Origin of the sequence: Halococcus sp. AFM35 (genome assembly GCF_051195015.1) — an archaeon.
Lineage (GTDB): Archaea > Halobacteriota > Halobacteria > Halobacteriales > Halococcaceae > Halococcus.
Genome location: NZ_JBNTJU010000032.1, coordinates 1 through 24118 on the forward strand (window position 1 = coordinate 1; position 24118 = coordinate 24118).

Sequence of the window (24118 nt, forward strand, 5' to 3'; positions counted from 1 at the left end):
GTCCTCTGAAATCTCGCAGAGGTGACTGACCGAGTCCTCGTCGGCTGTTGCGCCGACGAGGACGTCCCAGATGTCTTCGGAGTCGATATCGGCGTTTTCGCCGAGGCCGATATCGATCTCCTCGTCGAGGGTGTTGACGAGAAAGTTAAGCACCTGCTCTTCTGTGAGTTCGTTGGCTGCTTGGTCTGGATCCATCAACCAACCGAGCAGCCCACTCACCTAACCCGTTTTGTGAACTACTGAGAATTGTTTTCTCACGCCTCGTTGAATGATCGTAACGAAATCTTCTATTGGCATCCGAGTTACCCTGTTCACGTGAGTTCGATAGCCGATAGTCTCGGCGGGCTTGTCAAGAGTGCGGGTATCGTGCTCGCTGGGACTGTCGTGGCGAACGTTCTCGGGATTCTCGCCGAGATTCTCATTCCACGGGCGCTGGCTCCCGCGGTCTACGGTCGACTCGGTCTCGCGTACGGAATCGTTAGTGCGGTCAGTTCACTGGCGATTCTCGGGATTCCGAACGGCGTGACTCGCTTTCTTTCCGAAAAGGAGTCGGCACACGATGGAGTGGACGTGCTCCAGGGTGGCTACGCGATTTCGTTCGCCGGGGCCGCCATTGCGGCCGCCGCCATCTATCTCGGACGTTTCGAAATCGCAGCGCTCATGAACGACCCCGCGGTTGCGCCGCTGCTCGTCGCGTTCGTCCCCTATCTCCTCGCGTTTCCGATAGCGAAGGTGAGCGTGGGCGTCCTCCGTGCCGAGGAGCGCACCACCGCCGCGACACTGGCCCAGCGCATCGGTCCCCGCGTGCTCGGATTGGCGCTCGTTGCGGGACTCATCGCCGCCGGTCGGCCGATTGTCGGAGCCATCGGCTACTGGCTCTCCTTTTCGGTCGCGGGTGCGCTGCTGGCGCTCTACGCCGTCCGTCGGCACATCGACGTCGGATCGCTCGTCGCTCGGCTGCCGAACCGCGATACGGTCCGTGAACTCTGGTCGTTCTCGTGGCCGCTGGCCGCCGGAGCTTCATTGCACATCATGCTTGCGAACGTCGACATCGTGATGCTGGGTTACTTCCTCGATTCGGCGTCGGTCGGTTACTACCGCTCGATTCAGCCGCTGAAACAGGTAATCTTCTTCTTTTCGGGGTCGTTCGCGTTTCTCTTCTTTCCGCTCGCCACGAAACACTACTCGCAGGGCGATTTCGCCGGTCTCGACGCTCTCTATACGGTGACGACGAAGTGGATCGTCTCGCTGACGTTCCCCGCGGTCCTCCTGTTCACGCTGTTCTCGCCGGACGTCATTCGTCTGTTCTTCGGGACGGCGTACCTCCCGGCGGCCCCCGCGCTCTCCGTTCTGATGGCGGGGCTGTTCTATCGTGTGCTCGTCGGACTGGACGGCGATATGGTCAAGGCAATCGACCGCCCACGGGTCGAGTTCTACTCGGCGATTGCGGGCGTCGTCGTGGACGTCGCGCTGAACGCGGCGCTCATCCCTCGCTTCGGCATCGTCGGCGCGGCGTTCGGGACCGTCGTCGGCTATTTCGTCTACAACACGGTCGAAGTGGTCGTCATCTACCGGGCGGTCGGGAGCTACCCGTTCTCGGCGGCTGCGTTCAAGCCGCTCGTCCCGACGACGTTCGTCAGCGTCGGTGTCCTCGCGCTGACCTCCCAGCGGACGCTCGGGCTGCTCGCAATCGCCGGCATCGGTGTGCTGTTGTACGCCGCCCAGTTCGTCTCGATGGTCCTGACCCGGAGCTTCACCGACACGGACCTCCTGCTGGTCGAGCAGTTCGAAGCGCGCTTCGACCTCGATCTCTCGTGGCTCACGACACTCATCCGCAGCGAATCCTGATTAGAGCCATCGATCTCGCCGCTGAACCAATCGTCAGAATGGGAGATCCGTGCTCTCGTCTCAGCCTTGCTCTGGCTGTGTCTCGAACGAACTCGCTGGCGAGAATTCGGTTAGCTCCTCGATTTCCTGTTCCAGCCGCTCGACTTCCTGACGCAGGACATCCGCTTCGGGATCGTCGCTGACTGCCAGTCGGTCTTTCAGCCCCTGCAAGCGCGTCTCCTTGCGCTCTTCGTCCACCTCGGCTTTGCGTACGTACTCGCTTTCGCTCACGTCGTACACGTCCGACTCGGACACTGGGACGACATCCAGCGCTTCCTCGACCTTGCTCCGGTCGATACCGAGCAGTTGCTCGCGGTCGATACCCATATCTTCGAACACGTCGAGCACTTCCTCGTCGTCTTTGAGCGAGCGGTTCCGCCGCGTCGTTCGCTGGACCGACCCATACTGACCGTGTAGTGGGCGGTCGTGCCCGACACGCTCTAAGAGAACCTCCGTCACGTCCTTGCGGAGATCGTTGGCATTGCGCTGGACGTCCGACAGCAGCGTATAGAGGTTCACCAACACGGGCGTTTCGACGCTTTCGAGAGCGGTCATATCCTCGCGTTCGAGCGCGTCGATCAGCAATAGCATATCCGAATAGACGTCGATCTCCGGCTCCTCGCGCTGGCTGTCCTGCTCGTCGCCCGCGTCCCTACTTATAGACAAGTGCGGTGCATCGTCCAGCACGGCGCTCTCGTCGGCCTCGTCGAGTTCGGTCAGCGTGCTCTCTCGCTCGTCGAGCACGTAGCGTGGGTGGAGTGCAAGCACCGCCGCGTACGGTTCGGCTTTCGGTGGCAGTCGGGAGAGCTCGAAACTATCGACGGCCTCGCGTGTGTGCTCGGTGAGCGCTTCGAACTGCTCGCGTTGCAGTGGCTGTGAATCGCCCGAATCGACGTCTTCGATAATAATGCGCGGGTCCTGGACGTCGGTGATCCGGAATCGCTTCGAAGCCAGCGGCGTGATCAGCGTCGCGTCGGCGGGCAGTTCCTCACACCGCTCGATCAGCGTCCCCCACGTCGCACCGAACGGAATCGCCATACACTCGTTCAGAGAGCCGATGTCTAAAGAATCGTGGGGGACACACCGGATTGCGAGGTAATCCGGCGTTGAGAGCGGCCTGCCGTCCGAGAAGAACGGATTCTCAGTGGGCCGCTCACTCGTCAGTAGGCGTGATACGGACCTGCTCGTCGACGAAGTAGATATATCCGCGGCTTTCGAGCCGGGCGAGCGCGTCTTCAGCGTCCACCTCGGTGAAGCGATCGACATCGGTGATCACGTCAATAGCCTCGTCTCGCGGGAGGATTTCGCCGGTCTCGCCGGCCGCGTCGGTCACCAACGCGAGTGTGTCTTCGGCGAACGGCGGTACTCGCCGCTCTTCATCCATACACGCTGTTTCAACTGGCTGTATATGAATCTGTATCAGGCCCTCGAACTACAACTCGTCGAGATGTTCGATGCCGTCTTTCGAGACGTTCGCTTTGGTAATCGTCTCAGCCATCCAGTCGGGTTTGTCCTCTGGTGCTTGCTCGCGCCACGCCCATCCCTCGTAGATGTGGAGTTTCTTCGTTCCCTTCTCTCGCAAACGAAAGCTCTCTCGGCTCGCTTGGGCTTCGCTGTCGGCTGGGTCGAGTCGCCGAGCGGCTTTGAGTGCCGCCTGTCGTGGTATCTGCCCGGAGAAAACGCTTGTTTCCTCGCCGGTCTCCTCACGCAGTGCGAAGTTTCGGGATCGTCTGACGTGCTGGCCATGAGGTGTTCCAAGCGAATACAGTACAGACAGAGTGATAAATGTACCTACGTCTGGCGGTTTCTCTCGACAAATACTGCCCTCTTCGGCTGAAGGAGAGTTACTGACCTTCAGATGTCTCGCCCTGATCTCGGCCTGATCGAACCTCTGCGAACGCGACGTTCTCGCGGACTTCAGTGATCTCGACGGTCACTTCGTCGCCGGGACGCGCTCCCGGAACGATCAGCACGTATCCACGATCGGTTTTCGCTATCCCATCACCCTGATCGCCCAGCGACTCGATGGTCACCTCGCGGATCGCTCCCTGAGACACTGGTGGCTTCGAAGTCGCTGAAGCTGCCGAATTCGTCAATGAATCTTCCTGCTGATCGACGCTGTCGGCAGGCACGAAGTCGTCAAGGATTACGACTCGATAGGTTTCTCCGGCCGTAATCGCCCCCATGTCGAGTTCATCCTCTGGCACTTCGATGCTGTAGGTGTCATCCGCCTCGGTGACTGAACCAGTGAACAGACATGCCAATCGGTCAGGGATTTCGACCATTAGACGTCACCGCCGTCGCTGATCACTATTACTCCCGAGGAGTTGCTTCCAAAAGCGCACGGCCGAGGAATTGAAACACTACACATGGGCTATCAGGCCTCCGGCGAGACGTACTGGTCTTCCCATTCACGACGAGCCTCGATCTCGCGGTGGCCACGCTGGGTAACTTCATAGGAATTCGTTCGTTTGTCGAGCTGGCCCTTTTCAATCAATCCCTTCTCGACCAGTTCATCGAGATTCGGGTAGAGCCGTCCATGGTGGATTTGACTCTCGTAGTATTGTTCGAGTTCCTCTTTGAGTGCGAGCCCCTTCGGTTCGTCCTTGCCGACAGCAACGTATAGCAGGTCGCGCTGGAAGCCAGTCAAATCATACACATCTCAGAAATACCCATTCCATCAGTAAAATACATCGATAACAGATGAAATCTGCCGTTTGGCCTGATTCAGAATTAGGTGCTTGAACACATTCATTGCCTATTTGACAATCACACTCCACACCCACCCATATGGCGTTCCATACACCTTTCCATATTGTGACGCATATAATATTCCATATATGGAAGCCTATAGCTGCTTAGCTGCGTCTTCAACCGCTTCGCGCCACGATTCAGTGAAGTCAGGGCAGCCTCGCTCCCATTGCCGTCGGAGCGTTTCACTCTACCGGAGACGTTCATCGGTCCCTGTCCTCTCGTGTGCGGAAGTCGGTGTCGTCGAGACCATCCACGCGGTCAAGCACCTGTTCTTGGACTGCGCGGGATTGAGCTACCTCGTCGGCGATGTCGTCCACAGTCAGCACTCTCACGCCGCCGTCGAACTTCTCGGCGTGGTCGCACTCGCCACGTCCGTGCTCCGAACAGTGGATTTCGTCCCGACCAGCAACGACGCGCGCGCCGTCCGCATAGATGCCAACGAGCGTCGCCGTGTCGGGAATGCTTACTGCGGCGAGCAATTCGGTATCGGTGTCGTCAGTCATCGGTCTCGCTCCTCCTGCGCGGCCCATGCATCATCGACCTGCTTCAACAGGTTGCCCTCGGGGAAGCCGCGCTCGCTCGTAATCGTGCTCATGAGGTCCCACGCACGCGCTTTCCGCGGCTCGCTACTATCGAGCGTGTTCGGGTTGCCGCCCCACGCAGCGAGTGCTTCGATGACGATGAGCCAGTCTTGGTCGTGCATCTCGGTGATTGCCGCTGGCGGTTCTGAACGGGGTGTTTCGTTGGTCATTTGTCTAACTCCGTGATAAGAGGGTATTCGGCATTAGGCGCTTGCTCGCGGTGTCGCCATCGTTTTTTCGCACGCTCCTTGTGGACTCCACAGCAGAGCAGGGCGTTTTGAGTGCGCTCGCGCTCCTCGGTCTCCAATGCGAGCGTTTCTGAGTCGTTCGTCGGGCGCTCTTCGACATACATTTCGGCGGTACCGACGCGATAGCGCGCGGGATTCTCGCAGAGGTCGCTTTCGTCCGGGCCTGCGAGCGCGTAGGGCACGAGTATCGACCCGTCGGGATGTTCGCGTGCGCCGCAGATGGGACGCTGCTGGTCGCTCATCGTTGGGTCCCCTCGCCGGCGATCACGTCGGCGATCTCGCCAAATGGGCCGTCGTCTTCGCGGAGGTCCGCAACCAACGCCTCGTGGACGGCGAACACATCCACGTCCTCGCCGGGCGCAAACTGCGCGAGGCCACCATAGCAGAGAATTCCGTCGCCGACACCGCCCATCTCTCGAAGGTTCTCGCGGATGTCTCGCTCCGTGGCGGTCAAGTCGGCAGGGTCGAACGCGGGCACGAGCTTCGCCGGGTCATCGCCGAGCAGGTCGCCGGCAGGCCACGAGTCAGCCGGTTCGACGTGCCATACGAGGTCGGTGTCGGGGGTGCTCATGGGTCTGCGACCTCCCGTAGCTCGGTTCCCATCACAATCAGCATCATTCCTATCAGCCCCATGAAAACCGGCATCAGAAATGCGAGGCGCTCGCAGAGTGTTGCTCCCGCTGCGAGCGGCAGAGCGATTCCGTCACCAATGATGAAACCAGCATATCCGATGGTGAACACTCCCATTCCGAGAATCGCTTTTCGCATCCACAACGGGGGTCTCGGGTCCAACTCCTGCATCGATACACCACCGCTCATCGGCCACTGCCCTCCTGTGGACCGCCAACAATCGCCGCCTGTTGTTCGGCCACGTCGATGCGCTGTTCGAGTAGGTCACGGTCCAGCGCGTAAGCATGACCGCGTCCCTGTGTCTCGCGCGTGACGACGTTCGCCGTGTGCAGCCTTTTCAAGATTTCTCGAACGGTCGAATCCGACACATCCAGCAGGGTCGCCACGTCCGTCGCCGACCGATACTGGCCAATACCAGCGCTAGCGAGTACCGAGAGCACCCGACCGTAATGCTGTTCGGCAGCCGTCCCTCGGTCTGTGGCCGTCTGGATCGCCGTCTGAATCGCCTCGTGCTGCAACAGCGTCGTGAGGTCCGCATCCGCCAGCGACGCCGCTTCGAGCGTTTCTGTGCCAGTCTTGGTCGCATCCGTGTGCTCGTGACGCTCTCCGACTCGCCGCTCGCGGACTGCGCCGCATCGCGGTCGGCTTCCAAGTCATCAACCTGCTCGCGCAACCTCTCGTTCTCGGCTCGCGCGGACGCGAGGGCATCGCTCTGGCCGTCCATATCGGCAGGCACGGCCTCGAACTCGCCGGGACCGAACCGTTGCAGGACCGTCGCGGCCGTCTCCACGAGGTCCGCGCGCGCCTCCTGAATGTCCGCAATCGCCTCGCGTTCGGCCTCCAGTTGTTCGATACGGTCATCGGCGTCAGTCCGGCGCTCGTTGGCGCGCTCAGCCTCGGCCTCCGCGCGTTCGACCTGCCGCTGAAGTGCCTCGCGTTCGTCGCGCAACTGCTCGACCTCGGTCACGAGTTCCTGATTCGCTGCGGCCTGCTCGACGTCTTGGTCGGTCCCACTCGCCGAATCGGAGTCCGGCTCGCGGAGGTTTTCGAGCGCGCGGGTCAACCGCTCGCGGTCGGTCAACTGTTCTTCGAGGTCTTCCACCCGGTCTGCGAGCGAATCCCGTTCGTCTTCTAAGCGCTCGATTTCGCGCTCGCGTTCCGTTCGCTGCTCGGCCTCGGCCTCGACTTCCGATTGGATGTCGTCGAGGACCGCCGCGAGGTCGTCGGACGGCTCCGGTAGCTCGAACGTTTCCTCGCGCGGGTCCGGCGAGTGGCGTTTGCGTACCTGCGTCGGGCCGACGAGTTCGCCGTCCGTGATGGTGCGCCCGCGTGCGATGATTTCGCCGGTACCCAGCCCTTCGATGGTCTCGCGGTTAACATTCAGCGCGCGAGCGACACGCTGGGCGTCGTCGGCCTCCAATCCGTGAACAATCCAATCCTGACAGAGTTGGATGACGCCATTATGCAGGAACGCCCGCCGCTGGTAGGCGACGATGGTACTGATACCGAGGTTGCCGCCCTCGGTACACGTCCGAATAAGCTCGCCGCGAGCGCGGGTGACGTAATCGCCCTTGTTCGATGGTTCGGGCGCGGAATCCTTCGGCGCGATGTAGTGGGCCTCGTCACAGACCACCAGCGACGCGGTACGGTCGCCCGCACGGTATTTCTCATGAGCGCGTTCGTTCAAGCTCCGAATAGCGCGCGCGGCGGCCAGATGCAGCCGACTCTCCTCGGCGGTTGGCTCGGCATACGTCGAAACATCCACCAAGAGCTTCATCCCACGGTCAAGCACCCACTCGCCCACCCGGTCGAGGTCATCGAGCGACACCGCGAGGTCGATGCCTTCGGCCTCGCGTGCGCCGACCACGATGAGGCGGTCGTCGGCGTGCCGGACCGTCGAGAGTGCCCCCAACCGTTCGATGATGAGCGTCGGCAGTTGTACGTCGCCGAGGTCTTCGAGAATCGCCGCGACGGTGTTACTCTTGCCCGTATTCGACGTTCCTTCTACCGAGAGGCGAAAGTCGTTGGTCGCCACCGGGTCGAACGTCACGTCTCCGAGCGTGACCGTCGTATCGGATGCTTCGCTCACGCTACCCACCTCCGGCGCTCCGATCTGCACTCGTCACAGCTCGTATCGGTTCCCATATCGCGGTCCATACTGTTTTCCATATTTGTATCCATATATGGATTCCTAAAGTTGCCGTGCCGCGTCTCCAACCGCTTCACGCCACGATTCAACTAATTCCGGGTCGGCTTCTTGGAACCCAAGGCGCGCGGCGAGTTGAGCCACCTCACTGCGGTCAATCGCCTCCGGGTCGGGGTCGCGGCCGAGTGCTTCTTGGAGCGCGACACCGACTGCGCGCAACCGCTCGGGGTCAGATTCGAGTGCATCAAGCAGCCCCGCGAGTTCGCCGTCCCAGAACGAGACTGTGCGCTGGCTGCCTGCCTCCTGACGCTCCGCGAGCGCTGCGATGAGTGTCTGCCTGAACGCATCGACCTCCTCATCGTCGGCGTTCACGGCGTCTTCTTGTAGCCGATTCCCAGTTTCGGTCTGTTCGCGGAGCGATTCAAGATCAACGTCGCTGCTGTCCTCACTCATGGTTGACCTGCCTCCGGTTCGGTCTCGGCCTCTGCCAGCGCGGGCGCGCGGCCGATGAGTGTCCGGGCATTCTCCCGATAGGCTGCGAGCGCGCGCTGTGCGGTCTGCGACGGTTGTTCTAGCTGGAATACCGTCTGGCCGTTCTGCTGGGCGTTCGTAATGTCCTGCGAACTCGGTATCTGTTCCGGTGCCAGCACCTCGCCGTAGTCGTCATTCAACTGCTCGAATAGCTCGCGATCAATCGTCTGGCGCTCGTCGTACTCGTTGATGAGCACCAGCGCGAGAGTGATGTCGATCTCTTGCCCGGCACGTATCTCGTCAAGATCGGCTTCCAACTGAGCCATCTGTTCCTGCTCGAACGGCCCCGCGCGGACAGGTGTGATGACGTGCCGGGCGGCCCACAATCCGTTGTACGCGATATTCGACGTACTCCCCGGAAGGTCGAGTAAGAGCACGTCGTAGCGCTCGTCAAGGTACTCCGTCAGAAAGTGATCCAGCCGAGCGTAGCGCTCACTCGGATCGTCGATGCTCCCGAGCAGGCTTTCGAGACCATCGAGACCTTCGTGGGCCGGAATCAGGTCGGGACCTTCCCCAGTCGGCATAACGAGTTGGTCCATCGCATCCGGCAATTGCTCGGCTATCGTGTCCCACTCGTCTTGGAAGACGGTCGTGATGTTCGGCCAGTCGTCGCTCTCTTTGGCCTGCTGCCAGAGGCCGAAGTGTTTGGTGAGATCACCCTGCTTGCCAGCGAGGTCGAGCAAGCATACCCGATACCCCTCATCAGCGAGCGCAACTCCGACGTGGGCGACGGTGGTGGTCTTTCCGACGCCCCCTTTGTCGAGGAACGCTGCCGCGCGCATAGTGGAATCCATACAACGATCCATATATGGAAAGCTATGGGCATAAATCTATGGGATGAGCGCCGTTTCTTAACATTCTACACGTGAAATTCGGTGTGTCGGAATCCCCCGAAACAAGCGCTAATAATCACTCAGATGGAAGCGTCACCTGCTCAAACTCGTCGCCACCGCACTGATGACATCGCCCACCGCTCGCCGCGCCATCCGGGATAAGCTCACCGTCGTTAGTGGGCGATCCCGGGTACAACTCGCCACACTGGACGCAGCGCATGAGCAGGCTCGTTTCACCCGTTGGCATACCCTACTGTTCGCTCTCACTCGGACTCAACTTTCTGATTCGGACGAGTAAACGGGCATTCGTCGGATGAAATCACCAGTCAGCGGCGCGATTTTCACTCGGTATGAGGTGTGTCGAGAACAGCGGAAACGGTGGTGTGGGGGCACACAACTCAGATTGCAGTGCTTCAGCTGAATACCGCAAACCAGATTGACCGACTATAATGATTCGCAGAACTGTTCGTACTTTCCAACGTAATGGGTCCCTAACTCAGTGAAATCAGTGTGCGAGATGGAGAGCATCTTGCACATAGTCTCTGTCGCTATCTCGCCCTCTGATCTTTCTGGAGCTATTAGGATACCCTCAATATTCACTCATCTGCCGTCATGTATTCCATTGGTACGTCTATCTCATCGAACTCGTCCATCTCTTTGGCTCTTTCAGTATAATGGTCCCCAATAGAATCGATTAACTGGGAAAGGATATGTTCAAAGAATAATATCTTTTTCGCTGCTTCTAGCTCAGTATGGTAATCAGACAGATTCCCGTGTAGAATCGGGTTTCGCTCTTCAAACAATTCGTTGACAAAATATTGAACTATATCTGGATTGAGATGCTCTCTGAGCGCAGTTTGTTGTACTAGATCTCGAATAGGATACTCCTCAAGTGGATCGCCGTCAATATTCACCAATTTCATGTCGTCCTCCTCGCGAATATTCAGCTCCCAAGGATCAGTATAATCCGCATCAATCAAAATATCGACGTTTCTATTGCTGTCAAGGTGAGCAGCATATTTCCACATCAGGAACTCAATCTGCGGCAGTATGAGATTTATTACAGATGCGTATCGTTCATCACGATAGTTGGCGACTACTTCCTCTATTAGATCTGTTCTCTGTCGAAAAGGCGGTACTATCTCAACATCGGAAAGAAGCTCATCCAAATACCCTTCTGAATTGACTCTTCCTGTGATGACTGCCTCAGGCATCTCGCCCTGCTTAAAAGCCCCATAAGCCAGCCGATCTTCACAAACCGGAGCTGGAACCCATTTCAGCGGATAGTCCTCATATTCAGCTTCATGGACATATAATTGACTGTATAAGTTTGGTTTATAGATTCTCACAGCACAATGTTTGAGGAAGTGATTTGGATCACCGTTTGCTGTTGGTGGATCTTCTTTTATCTGTTCGACAGAGTAAGGGAATTGGCTTATGTGAGAAATTTTTGACTCTATCTCATCGATTTCGTCCCAAAGTTCTTCGTTTCTCGAATGTTGGTGATCCTCTTCGATACGGTTGATCGCCTCCTCCTTGTCTTTTCTATCAGATACACGAAGCTCTTCGATTTCTTCGTACTTTTTTCCAAATATCTCTTTTCGCAGATCTGTTTTCCATTTCTCAGCTTGGTCCTTCAAGGGCCTCAAATTCTTCTTGTATGTCTCTATGAGGTCATCGGAAACTTCCTCATTTTCGAAGTCTTCTTTGACCTTTTGGTATATTTCTGAGCACCTGTCGCGGTCTAAATACATATCCCGCTCTGGATCGGCAACTGCACTACTCATCATGAGTGACTTGACCGTCAAATATAGGGTCATCGTATCCAACGACCTCAAGTGTTGATCCGACCACCTTTCCTTCATTATCTTCGTCATTATTTCGGAGAATAGGGGATCGTTCTGTAATTCGCGTATGTCTTCCTCATTAAGCGAATTGGGGTCAACCATGCGTATAGAGAGGAATTGAACAATATAATAATTCGGTTCGCCAACGAGTCGTGGAAAAGCCCGGATTCATCCACGAGGGCCCAAGCTAGACGATGTGTTTTACAACGGCGAACACGTCGTCAGAGAAATGTACTCGATCCTTTCCGATGAGTGGATGGCGTGAGCGGACGAGAGGGCGCGGAAGTACGAGTATCCTCTACGAGATACGCGCTCTATATCTCGCATACTGTATTTCCCAACTACTGGGAAAGACTCGCGCAAAACTATGGATTATTCCGACAATTCCTAATAGCGAAGCCGTCGCTATCGGCACCGAGCGAAAACGTCGGCAGTTAGCCCGACTTAGCCCGGTGGAGCGGTGGATTCGGCCGTGTCGGTTCCGGTTGGGGCCGGGAGCGTTGCCCGCGTACTGCGCTGGGTGCTCTCGGCGTCCGTTTCACCCCCAACCACCCAGACAAATCCCGTACTAGATACGCTAGAGGGTGAACCGTCCGGGTGCTCCGGTGACCCTCCACGCCCGTTAGACCCGCTCTTTGGGCCGTCACCCGGCGCAAACGGTTCATCAAGCTCGGGCAACTCGGCCTCGCCGACACCCGGCTCCTGCCCGCTTGCTCGGAACTCGTTGGCTACCCCGTTTTTCGTCTCCTGTTTGGCGAGATAGCCCGCGTCGGCGAGTTCATTCAGCGCTCGCTGCACCGACCGTCGCGAACAGGTCACGTCCTCGCGGTCGAACACGTTGGTCCCGGTGAACTTGTGGCCGCGGAACTGCTTGGCGGCGTGTGCGACCTCCTTCTTGGATTTCGAGAACGCTTTGATGACGCCGCCCTCGCTGACGACCGGCAGGCTCTCTGCGAGCGCTGACGTGTGTGCGAACACGACCGCGCCCTCCTTATCCCGGCCGAAGCGGAGAATCGCCTGCAACGTCTGGTCCTCGCCCATGTGCTTGAGGAATGTATTGGCCGTCTCGCTGCCGTAATCGAGGTCCGCGCCGTGGTCGGTGTGCTCGCCGATGCTCTCGCCCGCGAAGGCAGCCCATTTCTCGACCACTGCATCACCGAAATGCCGACAGCCGAGCACGATGCCGAGATTCAATTCGCCGAGCGCGTTCGACCCGGTGATGTTGCCGTAATGGTCCACTGCGGCAACGGCGTCTTCGATGCGGCTCTCGATCTCCTTGCGGACCTTCTTCGTCGTGATGATGCCCGGTTTGGTCGTCGCCGTCACTGTGTCGCGGCGTAACTGTGTCGCGGCGAACTCCTTGCTGACCTCCTCTGTGAGTGCAACGTCACCGTCAAGATTCTTCTTGCTGGCGTCCCCGGAGTAGGTCTTCGTGTGCGGGCTGGTCTGGACGACCTGAAGATTCAGTACGTCCCGCAGGAACACGCGGCGCTCGCGAGCGCTGTCGTGGATGTCGCGTTCTTCGATCTCGCAGCCGATAGCGAGTTGCCACAACCGCTCGCGGCCGGTCGCATCCAACCCCACGACGGGATTGGGATAGTCGCCCTCTCGGAACGCGGGCGGGTTCCGCACGGTTGCGCCCTGATGATTCCGGTCAACAAGCACCGTCTCACGGTCGCGCTGGACGCTTTTGAGACTCGTTCCCTCAGTGTCGCTATCGGGGTCGAAATCGAACGCTTTGGTCTGAATCTCGGTCGCGCTCTCACCGTCGGCGATAATCCCGTGCAGCAGCAGGTGAGCGAGCGGGTGAGCGTAGCCATCGCGGGCGTGGGCGGCGAGTTCTCGGCAGCCGTCCTCACCGCCTGCGAGCGCTGTCTGTGCCGCACTGAGTAGTCCGGCAGCGCTGTCGTGATCCTCGCGGAACGCATCGACGGCTCTCTCAACCATCTCGGCAAGATCGCCCCCGAGACGGTCGGGTGCGCTGGTCGCGCCGAGTCCAGGACTCTCGCTCTCACCATCACCATCGTCGTCTACGAGCGCGCGCTGGGCGGCTGCGAGAGCGGGCAGCACGTCGTTCTCGATCCGATTCTGCGTCTGCCGGTCGGCGCTGTTCATGGCCTCTCTGAGAGCGTCGTGTGCGTCTGCTATGGCGTCCGCCTCCCAGTCGGGGCCGAGGGTCTGCACCTGTCCACAGGCGTCTGCGAGCGCTGTCTGCTCGTCGTCCAGCGCACTCTGAAGCTCCGCGATGGCGGCCAGCGCGTCACACAACTGCTCCATCGCTGCGAGGCGCTGGTCAACGTTGGCGAGCGCGTCGATCTCGGTGGTGGCGTTGGCCCGAAGCCACGCGCGCACCCACTGGTCGCTCCAGAGATCGCGCTCGTAGAGGTCCTGCCGGTCGTCAACGTCGTCGCGGAGCGCGCGCGCAAGCCACGCCGCATGACCGGGGTACTCCTCGCCGAACTCATCATCATACGCACTGCCGGGGAACTCGTCAATGGCGATGACGCGCTCGTCGGCGTATAGCTTGCCGTCCTCGCGTTCGACGTACTTGCGCGCGCCCTGAACGTGGCCGTGGACGTAGTGACCGATGAGAATGTCTTTGGGGTTGTCGGGGTCGGTCGCGCGGTCCCACCCGAGCTTGTAATCACACTCGTGGTCGGCGTGGCACGGCAGTTCCGCGCCGAAGATCGCCGTATCCCGTTGGTGAACGTCCTGTGGGGAGTGACCGAGCGCCCGCGCGACGTGGACGGCCACCTGCCACTCTTGGCCGTGTTCGCCGTTGGCGGTCGGACAACTCGCTCGGTCAACCTCTACGTCTGTGCCGTCGTCGTCTTCATCTTCGACCGTCACGGGGGCTTCGATGCGCTCGACTAGCTCCTCGGGGTCGCGCAGCAGGTCTTTGCTCTCCTCGCGGACGTGTTCGGTGCCTTCGATCACGGCAGCCTCGTTCGGGGGGTCCTCGCTGAAAATCGGGAGGTGCATTGACGAGTGGCCGTAGCTGCGGGCTTTCTCCGCGACCTCGTTCTGAAGCTCTTTCCGCGGCGCGAGATAGAGCGCGGGGTACTCGTCGGCGTTTTTGACGACCGAAGTAGTCTTGCCGAGTGCGGGCAGCGCGCGCAACAGCGACGGTGAACGCGGGTCGCTCGCTAGCTCGCGGTAGAGTTTCTCAACGTTCTCACGGGCTGCATCGAGGCGATCCCGGTCGGTGGTGAACTCGCCGAGCAGGTCGTCGGCGGGCGGCAGGACGGGCACATGGTCGGGATTGCCAGTATTCCACTCGGGAAGCGGCGCACCGTACTGTTCGCGAGCGACGTGGTACGCCTGAGTGAAATCCTCGCCTGCGAGCGGGTCGTCACACTCGTCGATGATCCCCTGTTCGAGCGCGGCGATGCGGAGCGGGTCGATGGTACAGTCGTGCTCTCGACAGTAGAACGCGCCCGACCGGAAGGCGAGAATCCGCTTTTCGGTGCTGGATTCCTCCCACGTCGGGTTGATCTCGGCAATCACGTCGTCGTTACCGTCAGCAAGGCCGGTGACGGTCGAATCGAGCGCCGAGAGATGCCAGTGGGTCAGCTGTGAAACCGCGCCCTGCACGAGCGCCCAATTGTCGGTCGCGGTCGCGGCACTCACGTACTCGGGGAGCGGCGCACCATGCTCGGTACGCGCGCGGCGATAGGCCGCGTCGTACTCGTCGTCACCGCCTAGCGGCTTCTCGCAACAGTCGATGGTGCCGTGGTGGATGGCGACCGCCCGCACCACATCGACCGCGCCGCCGCACTGCGGGCACTGCCAGCGCTCGCCGTCGGCCGTCGCATCCAGAGCGAGCGGTTCATCGAGATCGTCGGGACTGACCGCCCGCGCGGCCCGCCATGCCGTCTCGGGATCGAGCACTACATCGAGCGTCAGGGGGTCAACCTCGTCGGGCGTGCGGCCCCACCCGGTACTGAGAGGGTCGCGGCCCGGCTCGACGCCGTATTCATCTTCGACGGTATCGAGCGCGGCGTCGTAGGCGTCACGCGGGAACTTCCATCCGTCCTCGATCTCGTCACGCTTGCAGTGTCCGTGATCGACGGCGACGTGCCGGAGCGCGCGCCGAGGGATCGGGTCATCGCTTGCGATGGTTCCCTCTCGTTTGGCGTGTCGCCACGCGGCGAACACCTCGCTATCATTGAGGCGGCCGTTCGGATCGTCGGGTGAGCGCTCGCCTGCGTCGGCGAGCAGGTACGTGAGCGGGGTGTACGCCGCCTTGTATTTGTGGTCGTAAGCGACGTCGCGTTTTTCGATGATGACGAAATACGTCTCGCTGTCGCCGTGATGGCCAAGCGGGCTGGCACCGCGATAATCGCCATCGAGGTCGGTTACATCACGAATATCGAGGTCGAACACCGCTGAGTGGCTGTCGTCGCTTCTACTGTCGTCGTCACCGAGTGGGTCGGCGCGGTCGCGTTCGGCGGCGTCGATAGCCGCGTCCTGTGGGTCGTAGGCAGGGTGCTCTCGGGCGGGTTTCGCGCCCGCGAGCAGCGGCGCGAGCGACCCATCACTACTCCACTCGCGGAGGTAGTCATCGAGGTCAACCTTATCGAGTCCAGGGCGCGGGAGTTCCGCCACGCGGGCGTCGATCTCGTGGCTGGTGAGATACGCGGCGGTATCGAGCGCGCCGCGAAGGCCCTCACCGACTTGCGTGAGCGAGAGGCGGCCGTCCTCGTCAACGTCGCTGCTCGGTGGTTCGGCGTCCTGCACGACGTAGGCACGGGGCACGTCGTGGTCTTCGAGGGCTTCGCGCAGCGCCTCGCGGTCCTCGCGTTTGAACCGGGTCGTAACCGGTGAGATACAGGCATACCCGGCTTGCTGGGCGGTGATCGCGTCGGCGATGCCCTCGGTGATGAGCACGGGCTGACCGTCCTCGACCGACCCAAGCCCGAAGATGGGTTCCTCGACGTGAGCGTAGGGCTTCGTATGGGCGGGTTTGGCGTACTTCCCGCTGAGGCCATCGTCGGGATGGCCGTCGTAGCCGACAGCGCCGCCGCCCTCGTCGCCGGTCGCGCGGCTGATGGCATAGACGGGCTGGCCGTCGGCGTCGAAGTATGGAAAGACGAACCGGCCCTGCCAGAGCGGGCGAAGGTCCTCGGTGAACAGACCGGTGCCGAGAATGGCGTCTTTGTCGTAGCCCTCGCGCATGAGGTGATCGAGCAGCCCGGTGCGGTGCGGGGATGCCCAACCCAGTCGTTTCTCGTCGATAGTCGCGCCCGACCATCCTCGGACCTCTCGGAACCACTCGCGGGGGGTCTCGACAGTTTGCTTGTCGCCGTTGTCGTCAACGTAGGTGAGGCCGAGGTCGGTAATGTCGCGGTGTAGCTGGCTATGGAACCAGTCAACCGCGTCGGCGAACGCTTTCCGAGCTTGCACGCCCGATTCCCTCGTCTCGAAGCCGGGGTTTCCACTGTTGGAACCGTCTTCCACAGGGTTGTGTGAGCCAGAATCCGGTGATTCGGTGGATTCGCTTTGCGGCTCGTCTGTCTCGTCGGATACAGCGGAAGCCCGGTGTCCCTCCCCCGGTGCTCCATTTCCATCATTGCTATCGAGAATGCCGGGCGATATGTCGGTGCACTCCGCACAGTAGCCGTCTTCGACCGCTTCGTTTTCGCAGCCGATAGTCCAGCAGACCTCGGGTTCGTTGCTCACCGTCGCTCACCTCCATCAGTGTCGGCTGGGGAGAGCGCGTCGATCACACCGGCGAGAACATCGCCATGACAGGCGGGTTCGGTCTCGTGAGCGTGCCGGCAGTAGCAGGCGAGACGCTGGCCTTTCAGCTGGGCCAGTGCAGCCCCGAAGGCAGGATCATCATCGAGACGGTTGAGAACGTCGGCGCGATAGAGAGCAATTGACTGCTCTCGGGTATAGTCGCCACCGCTTGCTTTCGTCTTGTATGGATTGCCGAGCCAGCCCGTCTCGCCGATGTCGGTGTTATTGAGATGGGCATCACCGCCGTCGCCGCGTCCAATATAGACGTCGTGGGGTTCGCTGCGGTGAACGACGCGGGTTGCTGGTTCGGGGACACTACCTCCGAACTGTTCCCAGTCTGACTGGCGGTCGGGTTCGTTCGGAGTCATACGCGCACCTCCTCGGTCTCAGCGAGTGTGTCGGGGTGCCCACGGGTGGCGAGACGAACGGCGAGATCACGGTCGCCGAAGACCGGACCGGCTCGCTGGCGCTCACCGCTGTCGTGTTCGATGAGCGTGCCGGCTGCTGGACAGTGATCAGTCCGGCACTGATAGTTGTGGTAGGCGATGCCCTCGCCCTGCCACGCGCTCGACAGGTGCTCGGCCGTCCCGCGACAGACGGCACACTGGGTCGTCTCGGGGGCGTCGACGTCGGCGACCTGCCCGAAAGCGTCGGGACGCATTAGGCCACCTCCCCGTGATGGTCGCGCGCGTCCTGTTGCGGTCCCGGCTGGTGTTCGCGCACCCGCCGGACAATCGTGGTCTCCCGCGAGCGCCACCGTTCCCCCGCTTTTCGCGGCGAATCTCGGCGTCTGCACGCCGTTGGCGCGCGCGAAAACTGCGCCTCACAAGCGCGACCGTTCTGCTCCGCCTCGCTCTGTTGGTGGTCGCGGCTGTCTCGTGCTGGCTGTACGTCCGAACGTCGGTGTGGGTTTCCTATCTTAGTGGAAGCCATCTATCGGATGGCCCGCTGATGAGTGCTGGCGGCCGAGTTGGGCCGCCGTATCCCCGGTCTGGCGCGTCTGGCTCGCGCTCTTGCCCCTCGCAGAGGGGAATGACGACTCGCGGCACTCCATCGTCCTTTGGAGTCGCCTCTGCTCTGGATACGCGAGCACGAGCGAGTGGTCCGAACGAGAGACAGTGATGCCTCTGCGCGGGAGCACAACGCTTTTGACCGAAGACCGATAAAGAACCAGTACGACCAAATCTGGATGAAGAGGTCGCCCGGCACCGCATTGCGGCGCGGTTCGGGGACGAAGTAGGGCGCGTCCCCGACTCCATCGGCTTATTTATTTTCCTTAGCTTTGCTTTTGCCTCTGAGCGTATGTCCGTGGCGTGCCTTATTACTGTTTTGTGGTTTTCACATGAATATGTCTGACACGGGCTGAATTGCCAGCCCAGAGCAGTCGGGGAGTCAGTCCGGCCGTCAAGGAGCGCCATCAACGCACTCCTCGCTAGTCCTTCTCCTGCGGGTCGTCCGCTGATGCGACGCGGCGGAGATCACCGATGGCACCAAAGCCGGGGTAGACGACGTGCGCGCCATCGTTCTCTTTGGCTCGTTTGAGGACGTATTCACCCCCTTCAGGACCGCGAAGATGAACTTCGCCAACGCCGACAACCCTCAGCGGTATCTGCTGTGTTCGCCACACAACACCGTCGCCCTCGCGGAGAGAAGCTAGTGCGTCAACGGGTTCGCCCGTCTCAGTAGCGTTTTGGAATCGGCGAGTGCGGGTTTCGTCGGCTTCGGCCTGTTCCGTTTTGTCGCGTGGCCGATGAACAACTGAGGGGCGATTCCGGCTCATCACAACCGGCTCGCCGATACTGGGGGTGTCACCGCTGCTGAAGCACCGCTCACAGAGTGGGTATATTCCAATGAGACTGTCGCTGTACGGGGGAGTGCGCCACTCACAGCCGTCGCGCGTGCCGTCGCGGCACGCTGGTTGCGGGTCCGCGGTTGTTTCGGGGTCCCGTTGGTTTGGTGAGCGCGCGGTGCTTTTAGGTTGCTCTACCCCGTAGGGGTGACCACTCTGAGCCATAGAATCGGTGATTCAATCGTTGCAGACGGTGCTTCAACCCGGTAGATCCGCCGGGTTGAGAAACGATTCTATGCCAGAGGACCCCGGTGCGCCCGCAAGCACGAAAGCGTGACTGAGCCTCACGTTGGCGACATGCTCGGGCTTGCACCGGATTCCGAACGCCCCTGAGCCGAGCGTCCGTCATTCTACACCCGCCAAGCGACGCTTGTTGACCGCGCTTGCGTCGATTGAGTGCGGTTTTGTGCATCCGATAGCCTCTGACAATAGCCCGATTTGAGACCGAGCATAATAAATATGTTCCTCATAAGATCATTTTGTGGCTAATGATACATCTAACTCCGCACTCCACGGGTCTTAAAGCCCTATCTGGGCGTACCGAAGGTTAATGCCGCCGCTGGTACCGTGGATGACGGGAGCAGATGGCTACATTCTGCGTCTGCTTGACCGGGCAGGTGTCGCCATGCCGCCGAAGGCGATAGCGCTCAATCTTCGTACTGAGCATGGAGCGTCCGCCCCTTCGGAGAAACACGTCGGTCGGCGATTGCGTGAAGACCTTTCGACCAACGGACTCGTCCACCAGCCGTTTCTGGACGAAGCGCGGGCATATTACGCAATTACAGATCTTGGCGAGCGCTATCTCCACGACCCGGACGCGGAACCGGGGGAGTTCATCGCCGATAGTGACGACACCAACGAATAGCCCTGCCGTGTTTGGCTCTGCTTTCTCACATAGTACTTCACCCGAGTTGCGTGGCATCACTGTTGATCGGTTCGCGATTGGAGTATGGAATGCAAGGATATAGCGACAGGGTAGCCACTGAGTGGCTTTCGTGCGGCTTTACATTTCGAGGCTACACTTCACGCTCCGCCTTTCGGTCAGGCCTCAGGATGGAGGAAGCTATGTTATGGGCTGCAACTGCTCTGACACTTCGCTCGGAGTTTTCAGGTCGAACTCACGCCAGATTAGCTCGCCGTCTTCTATCTGATAGCTTCGTCGGGGGAACTGGTTGTCTTGATCAGCATACCACATAACCTTGCGCTCTGGCTCCCATCCGGCTTGCTCCCATTCTGTCGAACCGTAATAGATCTCGTTGGAGTGGATAATAGAAGGGAACACTGATGGGTCAGTACACAGCTGGTTGTTTTCGACGACCGTTCCGAGTTCTTCTAACCTGTCTCTGACGTCAGCGGCGAGTTGGTTTGGAAGGGTGATTGTTTCCCGTTCCTCGGTGTCGATCATTCGTGACTCCGGTTTGATGGCAGGTCGAGGGTCCTCAGATTGCCCGAAGACAAGGCGAGGCTCCGCGACATCGAGAGTTCCGTAGGGCATGGTGGAATCGGAACGATTCGGCGGGACTCTGATTGTGGCATCCTCACCCGATATGTCTGTGTTTTCGATGTGCCACCGAATGCGAGGCTGAGAGGCGGAGTTCTGACAGTGGGTGCCAAGCTGAATGACTAGTAGCTCATCGAATTGAAACTCAAATTGATAATCGCTCATGTCCGATGGTCCAGTCATGGTTTCCTGCATTTGGTTGGAGAGAGGGTTAAGCATCCGGGTTAGGGGGTAGAGAGACATACGAGCGCCTACGTGCCCGATGAAACTTCGTTGTCTTCGGTTAAGTACCGGCTCCGAAGGAGTTCGATGAGATCACCAACGCCGATGCTGAAGCCAGTGGATATCTCGAGCGGGTCTTTGGATTGCCGGCGGTGCGATTCGTACATATCCATCGCCCACTTTATCAAATCGTCATTTTGGGAGAAGATGCCTCCGGTTCGTGTATCGTTTGCCGTACTCGGATCTCGGGGTCCAACCATCATTTGGTTTCTGTCCAGGATCAGCAACGAACACGGGAGGTCGCTTGTGTACATGAGCCATCGGTAGTTTTCGGCTCTAAGGCCATCTATAACGCATTTCACTTCATCTGGGCTGGTTGGAAGTTCTTTGAGGCTGAGGGGCCGACTAATGACTTCAAACTCTTTGCCCTCCTTGACAGCCGTCAAATAAGCTTTAGCGTTCTCTCCATTCCAGTGAGATTGAAAGCCGCGAAAGTGCTGAAAATCGCTATCGGACAACTTACGAACCCGCTTTTCTATATCGAAAGGATATCTCGGCGTGGCTTCTTCCATTTCTGCCTCGGCGAGCGCTTTGAGCGGAATATCGGCACATTCTAAACCTAAATCTCTCAAACAGGGAGCTTTGTCAATGACCTGCGTCATCTTCATCAGTAAGTCATCGTATGTACTGGCGACTCTTTCCCCATCCATGTTGAGGCTGGCAACGATAGTGCGGCTCTCGGCCTGTTCTTCGCAACTGGCCCATCCTCGTTCCTCGAATTCGTCAAAATTCTGCCGGATGGTTTTTTTCACTGGAAAACTTTCCATGGTGGAGATCTTCTGAGCGCTAGCAGGCCCCTCATCGTGCAAATAGTCCAAGATTTGCTTGCGGTTTTCTGAGCGAGCCAGCCACGTGAGGTTGTCTGCTTCAACGGTTTCGAGAGCGGTCGCAAGTGCCCGCCGAGCTGCCTCGCCAGCGGTAGTGATTTGGCGGTGTCCACGATCTGATACTCGTTCCACTCCCCACGGCTCCAGAGGATCGGCGACCTCGTGGACCGCTTTCTGGTCCACAGGATGCTGTTCAGCTATATCTTTCGGGGTCGCTGGCTCTTGCATGAGTTCCAACAACCCAATGACATCCTCTGTCTGAGATTCCTTGTTTGACAGATGTTTAACTAACTCATGGCTAGTAAGGTCGGGTCTCATATCCCAAGTGCTGTCAGGGGAAATGTAGTTTTGGTGGTTGTGGATAGTCTTCTATTCAGTGCTGTAACAGACGCTTCCTGTTTGTGGATTTGTCTATCGTTGATCGAGTTGAAGCCGAGATCGTCGGTTGCCTCGGAATCCTATCGTTGGTCCAGTCACAACTGCAATAGGCACCGCTGCTCGCTGATTCCTGACCTCTCCTAGTATGGTCACTGGTCAGCGTACAGTTGATGGGCAAACATTACCCTGTCCATGTTACCGCCTCCCGAAGAATGAGTTGTATCGAAGCCTATTCTAGAGTATAGTAATGTCAGCATTCGGAACAACAGTCGCGGTCCTCGGAGGAGGCGTCGGGGGATTGAGTGCGGCACAAGAACTGGCTGAGCGTAGCTTCGACGTAACGGTTTATGAGACACGAGACTGTTTCGGAGGAAAAGCTCGCAGCATCGAGGTACCGGATTCTGCTCCTCTTGGACAGAAGCCGTTAGTTGGAGAGCACGGTTTCCGATTTTTCCCAGGGTTCTATCATCATATCACGGACACGATGAAGCGCATTCCTTACAAGGAAAATGCCAACGGTGTTTACGACAACCTGATTGAGACGAGTGCAACGCTTATTGCGAGCACTACCGGTCCTGAGACGGTTGCCAGCACCGAAACTCCCAGTACTCCCGGAGAGTGGATCGAGATGCTGCAACCACAAATCGCCGGCCCGGAGCTATCATCTTCGGAAGTGCGCCACTTCACTGAACGATTGTTCGCGTTCATGACGACCTGTGAGGACCGTCGAAACGAGGAGTACGAATATCAATCGTGGTGGGATTTCATCAATGCGGACGACCGTTCCGATGCGTACCGCAAGCATCTCGCACAGGCGACGCAGGCACTCGTCGCTTTGCGTCCACAGAAAGCGAGCGCCCGGACGATGGGAAAAATCTACGTCCAACTCCTTCGTGGGCAACTCGATCCTACCATGTCGGCCGAGAAGATACTGAATGGGCCGACGAGCGAGGTGTGGATTGACCCGTGGACCGAGTACCTCGCGGACCTCGGGGTTGACCTCCAGTCTGAAACGCCGGTTCGCGGGATTCATTCCGACGGCCGACGAGTAACGGGCGTCACCGTCGGGACCGATACCGACCAGCAAGAGATACAGGCAGATTACTATGTCGTCGCGGTGCCGGTCGAAGTAATGACGCAGCTGCTGGACAACGATCTCCGCCGAGGAGCACCATCTCTCGCCCGTCTTGACCGTCTCGAAACTGAGTGGATGAACGGCATCCAGTTCTACCTGACTGATGATGTTCCTGTCGTCGAGGGTCATCAGGTCCACTCAGACGCACCGTGGGCACTGACATCCGTCTCCCAACCTCAGTTCTGGGAAGAAGATGACATTGACGACCGGGGCGACGACGCTATCAATGGAAGCCTCTCGGTCATCGTCTCGGATTGGAATAGCGAGGGGATTCTCTATGAGAAGCCTGCTCGGGAGTGTACGCGAGAGGAAGTTAAGGAGGAAGTGTGGGCGCAGTTGAAGACCCACCTCAACACGGATACCGAGCGCCGGCTCACCGATGATATGCTGTGTGACTGGTTCCTCGATCCGGCGATTGTCGAACATGACGACGAGAACGCGGGCGTCTGGAATCAGGAGCCTCTGCTGATAAATACAGTTGGGTCACTCCAGTACCGGCCCGAGGCAACCACGGAAATGGAGAATCTGCTGCTTGCGGCAGATTACGTCCGAACGAACACCGATCTCGCTACGATGGAATGCGCGAATGAAGCGGCTCGCCGAGCGACGAATGCGATAATCACTCGCTCCGGCGCACGTGCTGAACAGTGCGAGCTTTGGGAGTTGGAAGAGCCGGGATTTCTCAAACCGTTCCGGCAACAAGACGCGCTCCGGTATAGGCTCGGTCTCCCCCATCCGGGAGATGTAGTGAACCGGATTCGTGGATTTGGCCGTCGTGACTCACCGGCTGTAGCAGATTAACCCACACCCGACGTTGGCTGGACCGCCACGCTGCTGGCGCGAGCACTCAACCGTCTCGGTGGTTGAATCAATTCCCGATTCGGCTATTTAAATCGCCCTGTGCGAGTCGATTGTGAACGAGTTTGTTCATAACGATCAGCTGCCAA

24 protein-coding genes and 1 pseudogene are annotated in these 24118 nt (G+C 59.2%); 4 read left to right on the forward strand and 21 right to left on the reverse strand.

Translation table 11 applies throughout. The annotated features are described in order from the left end of the window. Window positions 1-195, reverse strand: a pseudogene (locus ACQUQO_RS15845) (ISH3 family transposase); the annotation flags it as partial. 120 nt (window positions 196-315) lie between these two features. Between ACQUQO_RS15845 and ACQUQO_RS15850 the strand changes: the two are divergent. Further along, complete coding sequence (locus ACQUQO_RS15850; RefSeq protein WP_435079275.1) at window positions 316-1848, forward strand: flippase; 1533 nt, start codon at window positions 316-318, stop codon at window positions 1846-1848. A 60-nt stretch (window positions 1849-1908) separates the two neighbouring features. Here the strand turns inward: ACQUQO_RS15850 and ACQUQO_RS15855 are convergent, their stop codons facing one another. The 18 genes from ACQUQO_RS15855 to ACQUQO_RS15940 form a co-directional block, all read right to left on the reverse strand. Beyond that, on the reverse strand, window positions 1909-2925 hold the full coding sequence (locus tag ACQUQO_RS15855) for a hypothetical protein (protein WP_435079277.1): 1017 nt from the start codon (window positions 2923-2925) through the stop codon (window positions 1909-1911). Window positions 2926-3040: 115 nt separating this feature from the next. Further along, window positions 3041-3271 carry a hypothetical protein gene (locus ACQUQO_RS15860; protein WP_435079279.1) on the reverse strand — a complete coding sequence of 77 codons (231 nt, stop codon included), beginning with the start codon at window positions 3269-3271 and terminating at the stop codon, window positions 3041-3043. Window positions 3272-3319: 48 nt separating this feature from the next. Beyond that, window positions 3320-3655 carry a non-histone chromosomal MC1 family protein gene (locus ACQUQO_RS15865; RefSeq protein ID WP_435079319.1) on the reverse strand — a complete coding sequence of 112 codons (336 nt, stop codon included), beginning with the start codon at window positions 3653-3655 and terminating at the stop codon, window positions 3320-3322. A gap of 76 nt (window positions 3656-3731) precedes the next feature. Continuing rightward, window positions 3732-4172 (reverse strand): TRAM domain-containing protein, encoded by a 441-nt coding sequence (locus ACQUQO_RS15870; RefSeq protein WP_435079281.1) that lies wholly within the window; start codon window positions 4170-4172, stop codon window positions 3732-3734. Between the two features lie 92 nt (window positions 4173-4264). Further along, entirely contained in the window at window positions 4265-4546 is a 282-nt protein-coding gene (locus ACQUQO_RS15875) for a helix-turn-helix transcriptional regulator (protein WP_435079282.1), read from the reverse strand. Window positions 4547-4841: 295 nt separating this feature from the next. Further along, window positions 4842-5144, reverse strand: a complete 303-nt coding sequence (locus ACQUQO_RS15880; RefSeq protein ID WP_435079284.1) for a hypothetical protein — start codon at window positions 5142-5144, stop codon at window positions 4842-4844. Further along, complete coding sequence (locus tag ACQUQO_RS15885; protein WP_435079286.1) at window positions 5141-5392, reverse strand: hypothetical protein; 252 nt, start codon at window positions 5390-5392, stop codon at window positions 5141-5143. Before ACQUQO_RS15885 ends, ACQUQO_RS15880 begins: the two co-directional genes overlap by 4 nt. Continuing rightward, complete coding sequence (locus ACQUQO_RS15890; RefSeq protein WP_435079288.1) at window positions 5389-5712, reverse strand: hypothetical protein; 324 nt, start codon at window positions 5710-5712, stop codon at window positions 5389-5391. The genes ACQUQO_RS15885 and ACQUQO_RS15890 overlap by 4 nt, the downstream gene beginning before the upstream one ends. Beyond that, window positions 5709-6041: a hypothetical protein gene (locus ACQUQO_RS15895; protein ID WP_435079290.1), complete on the reverse strand. Its 333-nt coding sequence runs from the start codon at window positions 6039-6041 to the stop codon at window positions 5709-5711. Before ACQUQO_RS15895 ends, ACQUQO_RS15890 begins: the two co-directional genes overlap by 4 nt. Then, complete coding sequence (locus ACQUQO_RS15900; RefSeq protein ID WP_435079292.1) at window positions 6038-6289, reverse strand: hypothetical protein; 252 nt, start codon at window positions 6287-6289, stop codon at window positions 6038-6040. The genes ACQUQO_RS15895 and ACQUQO_RS15900 overlap by 4 nt, the downstream gene beginning before the upstream one ends. Beyond that, entirely contained in the window at window positions 6286-6441 is a 156-nt protein-coding gene (locus tag ACQUQO_RS15905; protein ID WP_435079294.1) for a hypothetical protein, read from the reverse strand. The genes ACQUQO_RS15900 and ACQUQO_RS15905 overlap by 4 nt, the downstream gene beginning before the upstream one ends. Next, entirely contained in the window at window positions 6438-8189 is a 1752-nt protein-coding gene (locus ACQUQO_RS15910) for a hypothetical protein (RefSeq protein ID WP_435079296.1), read from the reverse strand. The genes ACQUQO_RS15905 and ACQUQO_RS15910 overlap by 4 nt, the downstream gene beginning before the upstream one ends. 102 nt (window positions 8190-8291) lie before the next feature. Then, window positions 8292-8699, reverse strand: a complete 408-nt coding sequence (locus ACQUQO_RS15915) for a hypothetical protein (protein ID WP_435079298.1) — start codon at window positions 8697-8699, stop codon at window positions 8292-8294. After that, the gene (locus tag ACQUQO_RS15920) at window positions 8696-9571 is read right to left on the reverse strand and encodes a ParA family protein (RefSeq protein ID WP_435079300.1); all 876 of its coding nucleotides are present in this window, start codon (window positions 9569-9571) and stop codon (window positions 8696-8698) included. The genes ACQUQO_RS15915 and ACQUQO_RS15920 overlap by 4 nt, the downstream gene beginning before the upstream one ends. 635 nt (window positions 9572-10206) lie before the next feature. After that, the gene (locus ACQUQO_RS15925) at window positions 10207-11559 is read right to left on the reverse strand and encodes a hypothetical protein (RefSeq protein WP_435079301.1); all 1353 of its coding nucleotides are present in this window, start codon (window positions 11557-11559) and stop codon (window positions 10207-10209) included. Window positions 11560-11901: 342 nt separating this feature from the next. After that, complete coding sequence (locus ACQUQO_RS15930; RefSeq protein WP_435079303.1) at window positions 11902-17139, reverse strand: hypothetical protein; 5238 nt, start codon at window positions 17137-17139, stop codon at window positions 11902-11904. Next, on the reverse strand, window positions 17136-17567 hold the full coding sequence (locus ACQUQO_RS15935) for a DUF4326 domain-containing protein (RefSeq protein ID WP_435079305.1): 432 nt from the start codon (window positions 17565-17567) through the stop codon (window positions 17136-17138). Before ACQUQO_RS15935 ends, ACQUQO_RS15930 begins: the two co-directional genes overlap by 4 nt. Then, the gene (locus ACQUQO_RS15940) at window positions 17564-17860 is read right to left on the reverse strand and encodes a hypothetical protein (protein ID WP_435079307.1); all 297 of its coding nucleotides are present in this window, start codon (window positions 17858-17860) and stop codon (window positions 17564-17566) included. Before ACQUQO_RS15940 ends, ACQUQO_RS15935 begins: the two co-directional genes overlap by 4 nt. A gap of 849 nt (window positions 17861-18709) precedes the next feature. Here ACQUQO_RS15940 and ACQUQO_RS15945 point away from each other — a divergent pair. Next, the gene (locus ACQUQO_RS15945) at window positions 18710-18856 is read left to right on the forward strand and encodes a hypothetical protein (protein ID WP_435079309.1); all 147 of its coding nucleotides are present in this window, start codon (window positions 18710-18712) and stop codon (window positions 18854-18856) included. A gap of 763 nt (window positions 18857-19619) precedes the next feature. Further along, window positions 19620-19913, forward strand: coding sequence for a hypothetical protein (locus ACQUQO_RS15950; RefSeq protein WP_435079311.1), 294 nt, complete (start codon window positions 19620-19622; stop codon window positions 19911-19913). Window positions 19914-20111: 198 nt separating this feature from the next. Here the strand turns inward: ACQUQO_RS15950 and ACQUQO_RS15955 are convergent, their stop codons facing one another. Next, window positions 20112-20453 (reverse strand): hypothetical protein, encoded by a 342-nt coding sequence (locus tag ACQUQO_RS15955; protein WP_435079313.1) that lies wholly within the window; start codon window positions 20451-20453, stop codon window positions 20112-20114. Between the two features lie 347 nt (window positions 20454-20800). After that, window positions 20801-21976: a hypothetical protein gene (locus ACQUQO_RS15960; RefSeq protein ID WP_435079315.1), complete on the reverse strand. Its 1176-nt coding sequence runs from the start codon at window positions 21974-21976 to the stop codon at window positions 20801-20803. 307 nt (window positions 21977-22283) lie between these two features. On the opposite strand from ACQUQO_RS15960, the gene ACQUQO_RS15965 reads away from it, so the two are divergent. Next, the gene (locus ACQUQO_RS15965) at window positions 22284-23972 is read left to right on the forward strand and encodes a hydroxysqualene dehydroxylase (RefSeq protein WP_435079317.1); all 1689 of its coding nucleotides are present in this window, start codon (window positions 22284-22286) and stop codon (window positions 23970-23972) included. Window positions 23973-24118: the final 146 nt, after the last annotated feature.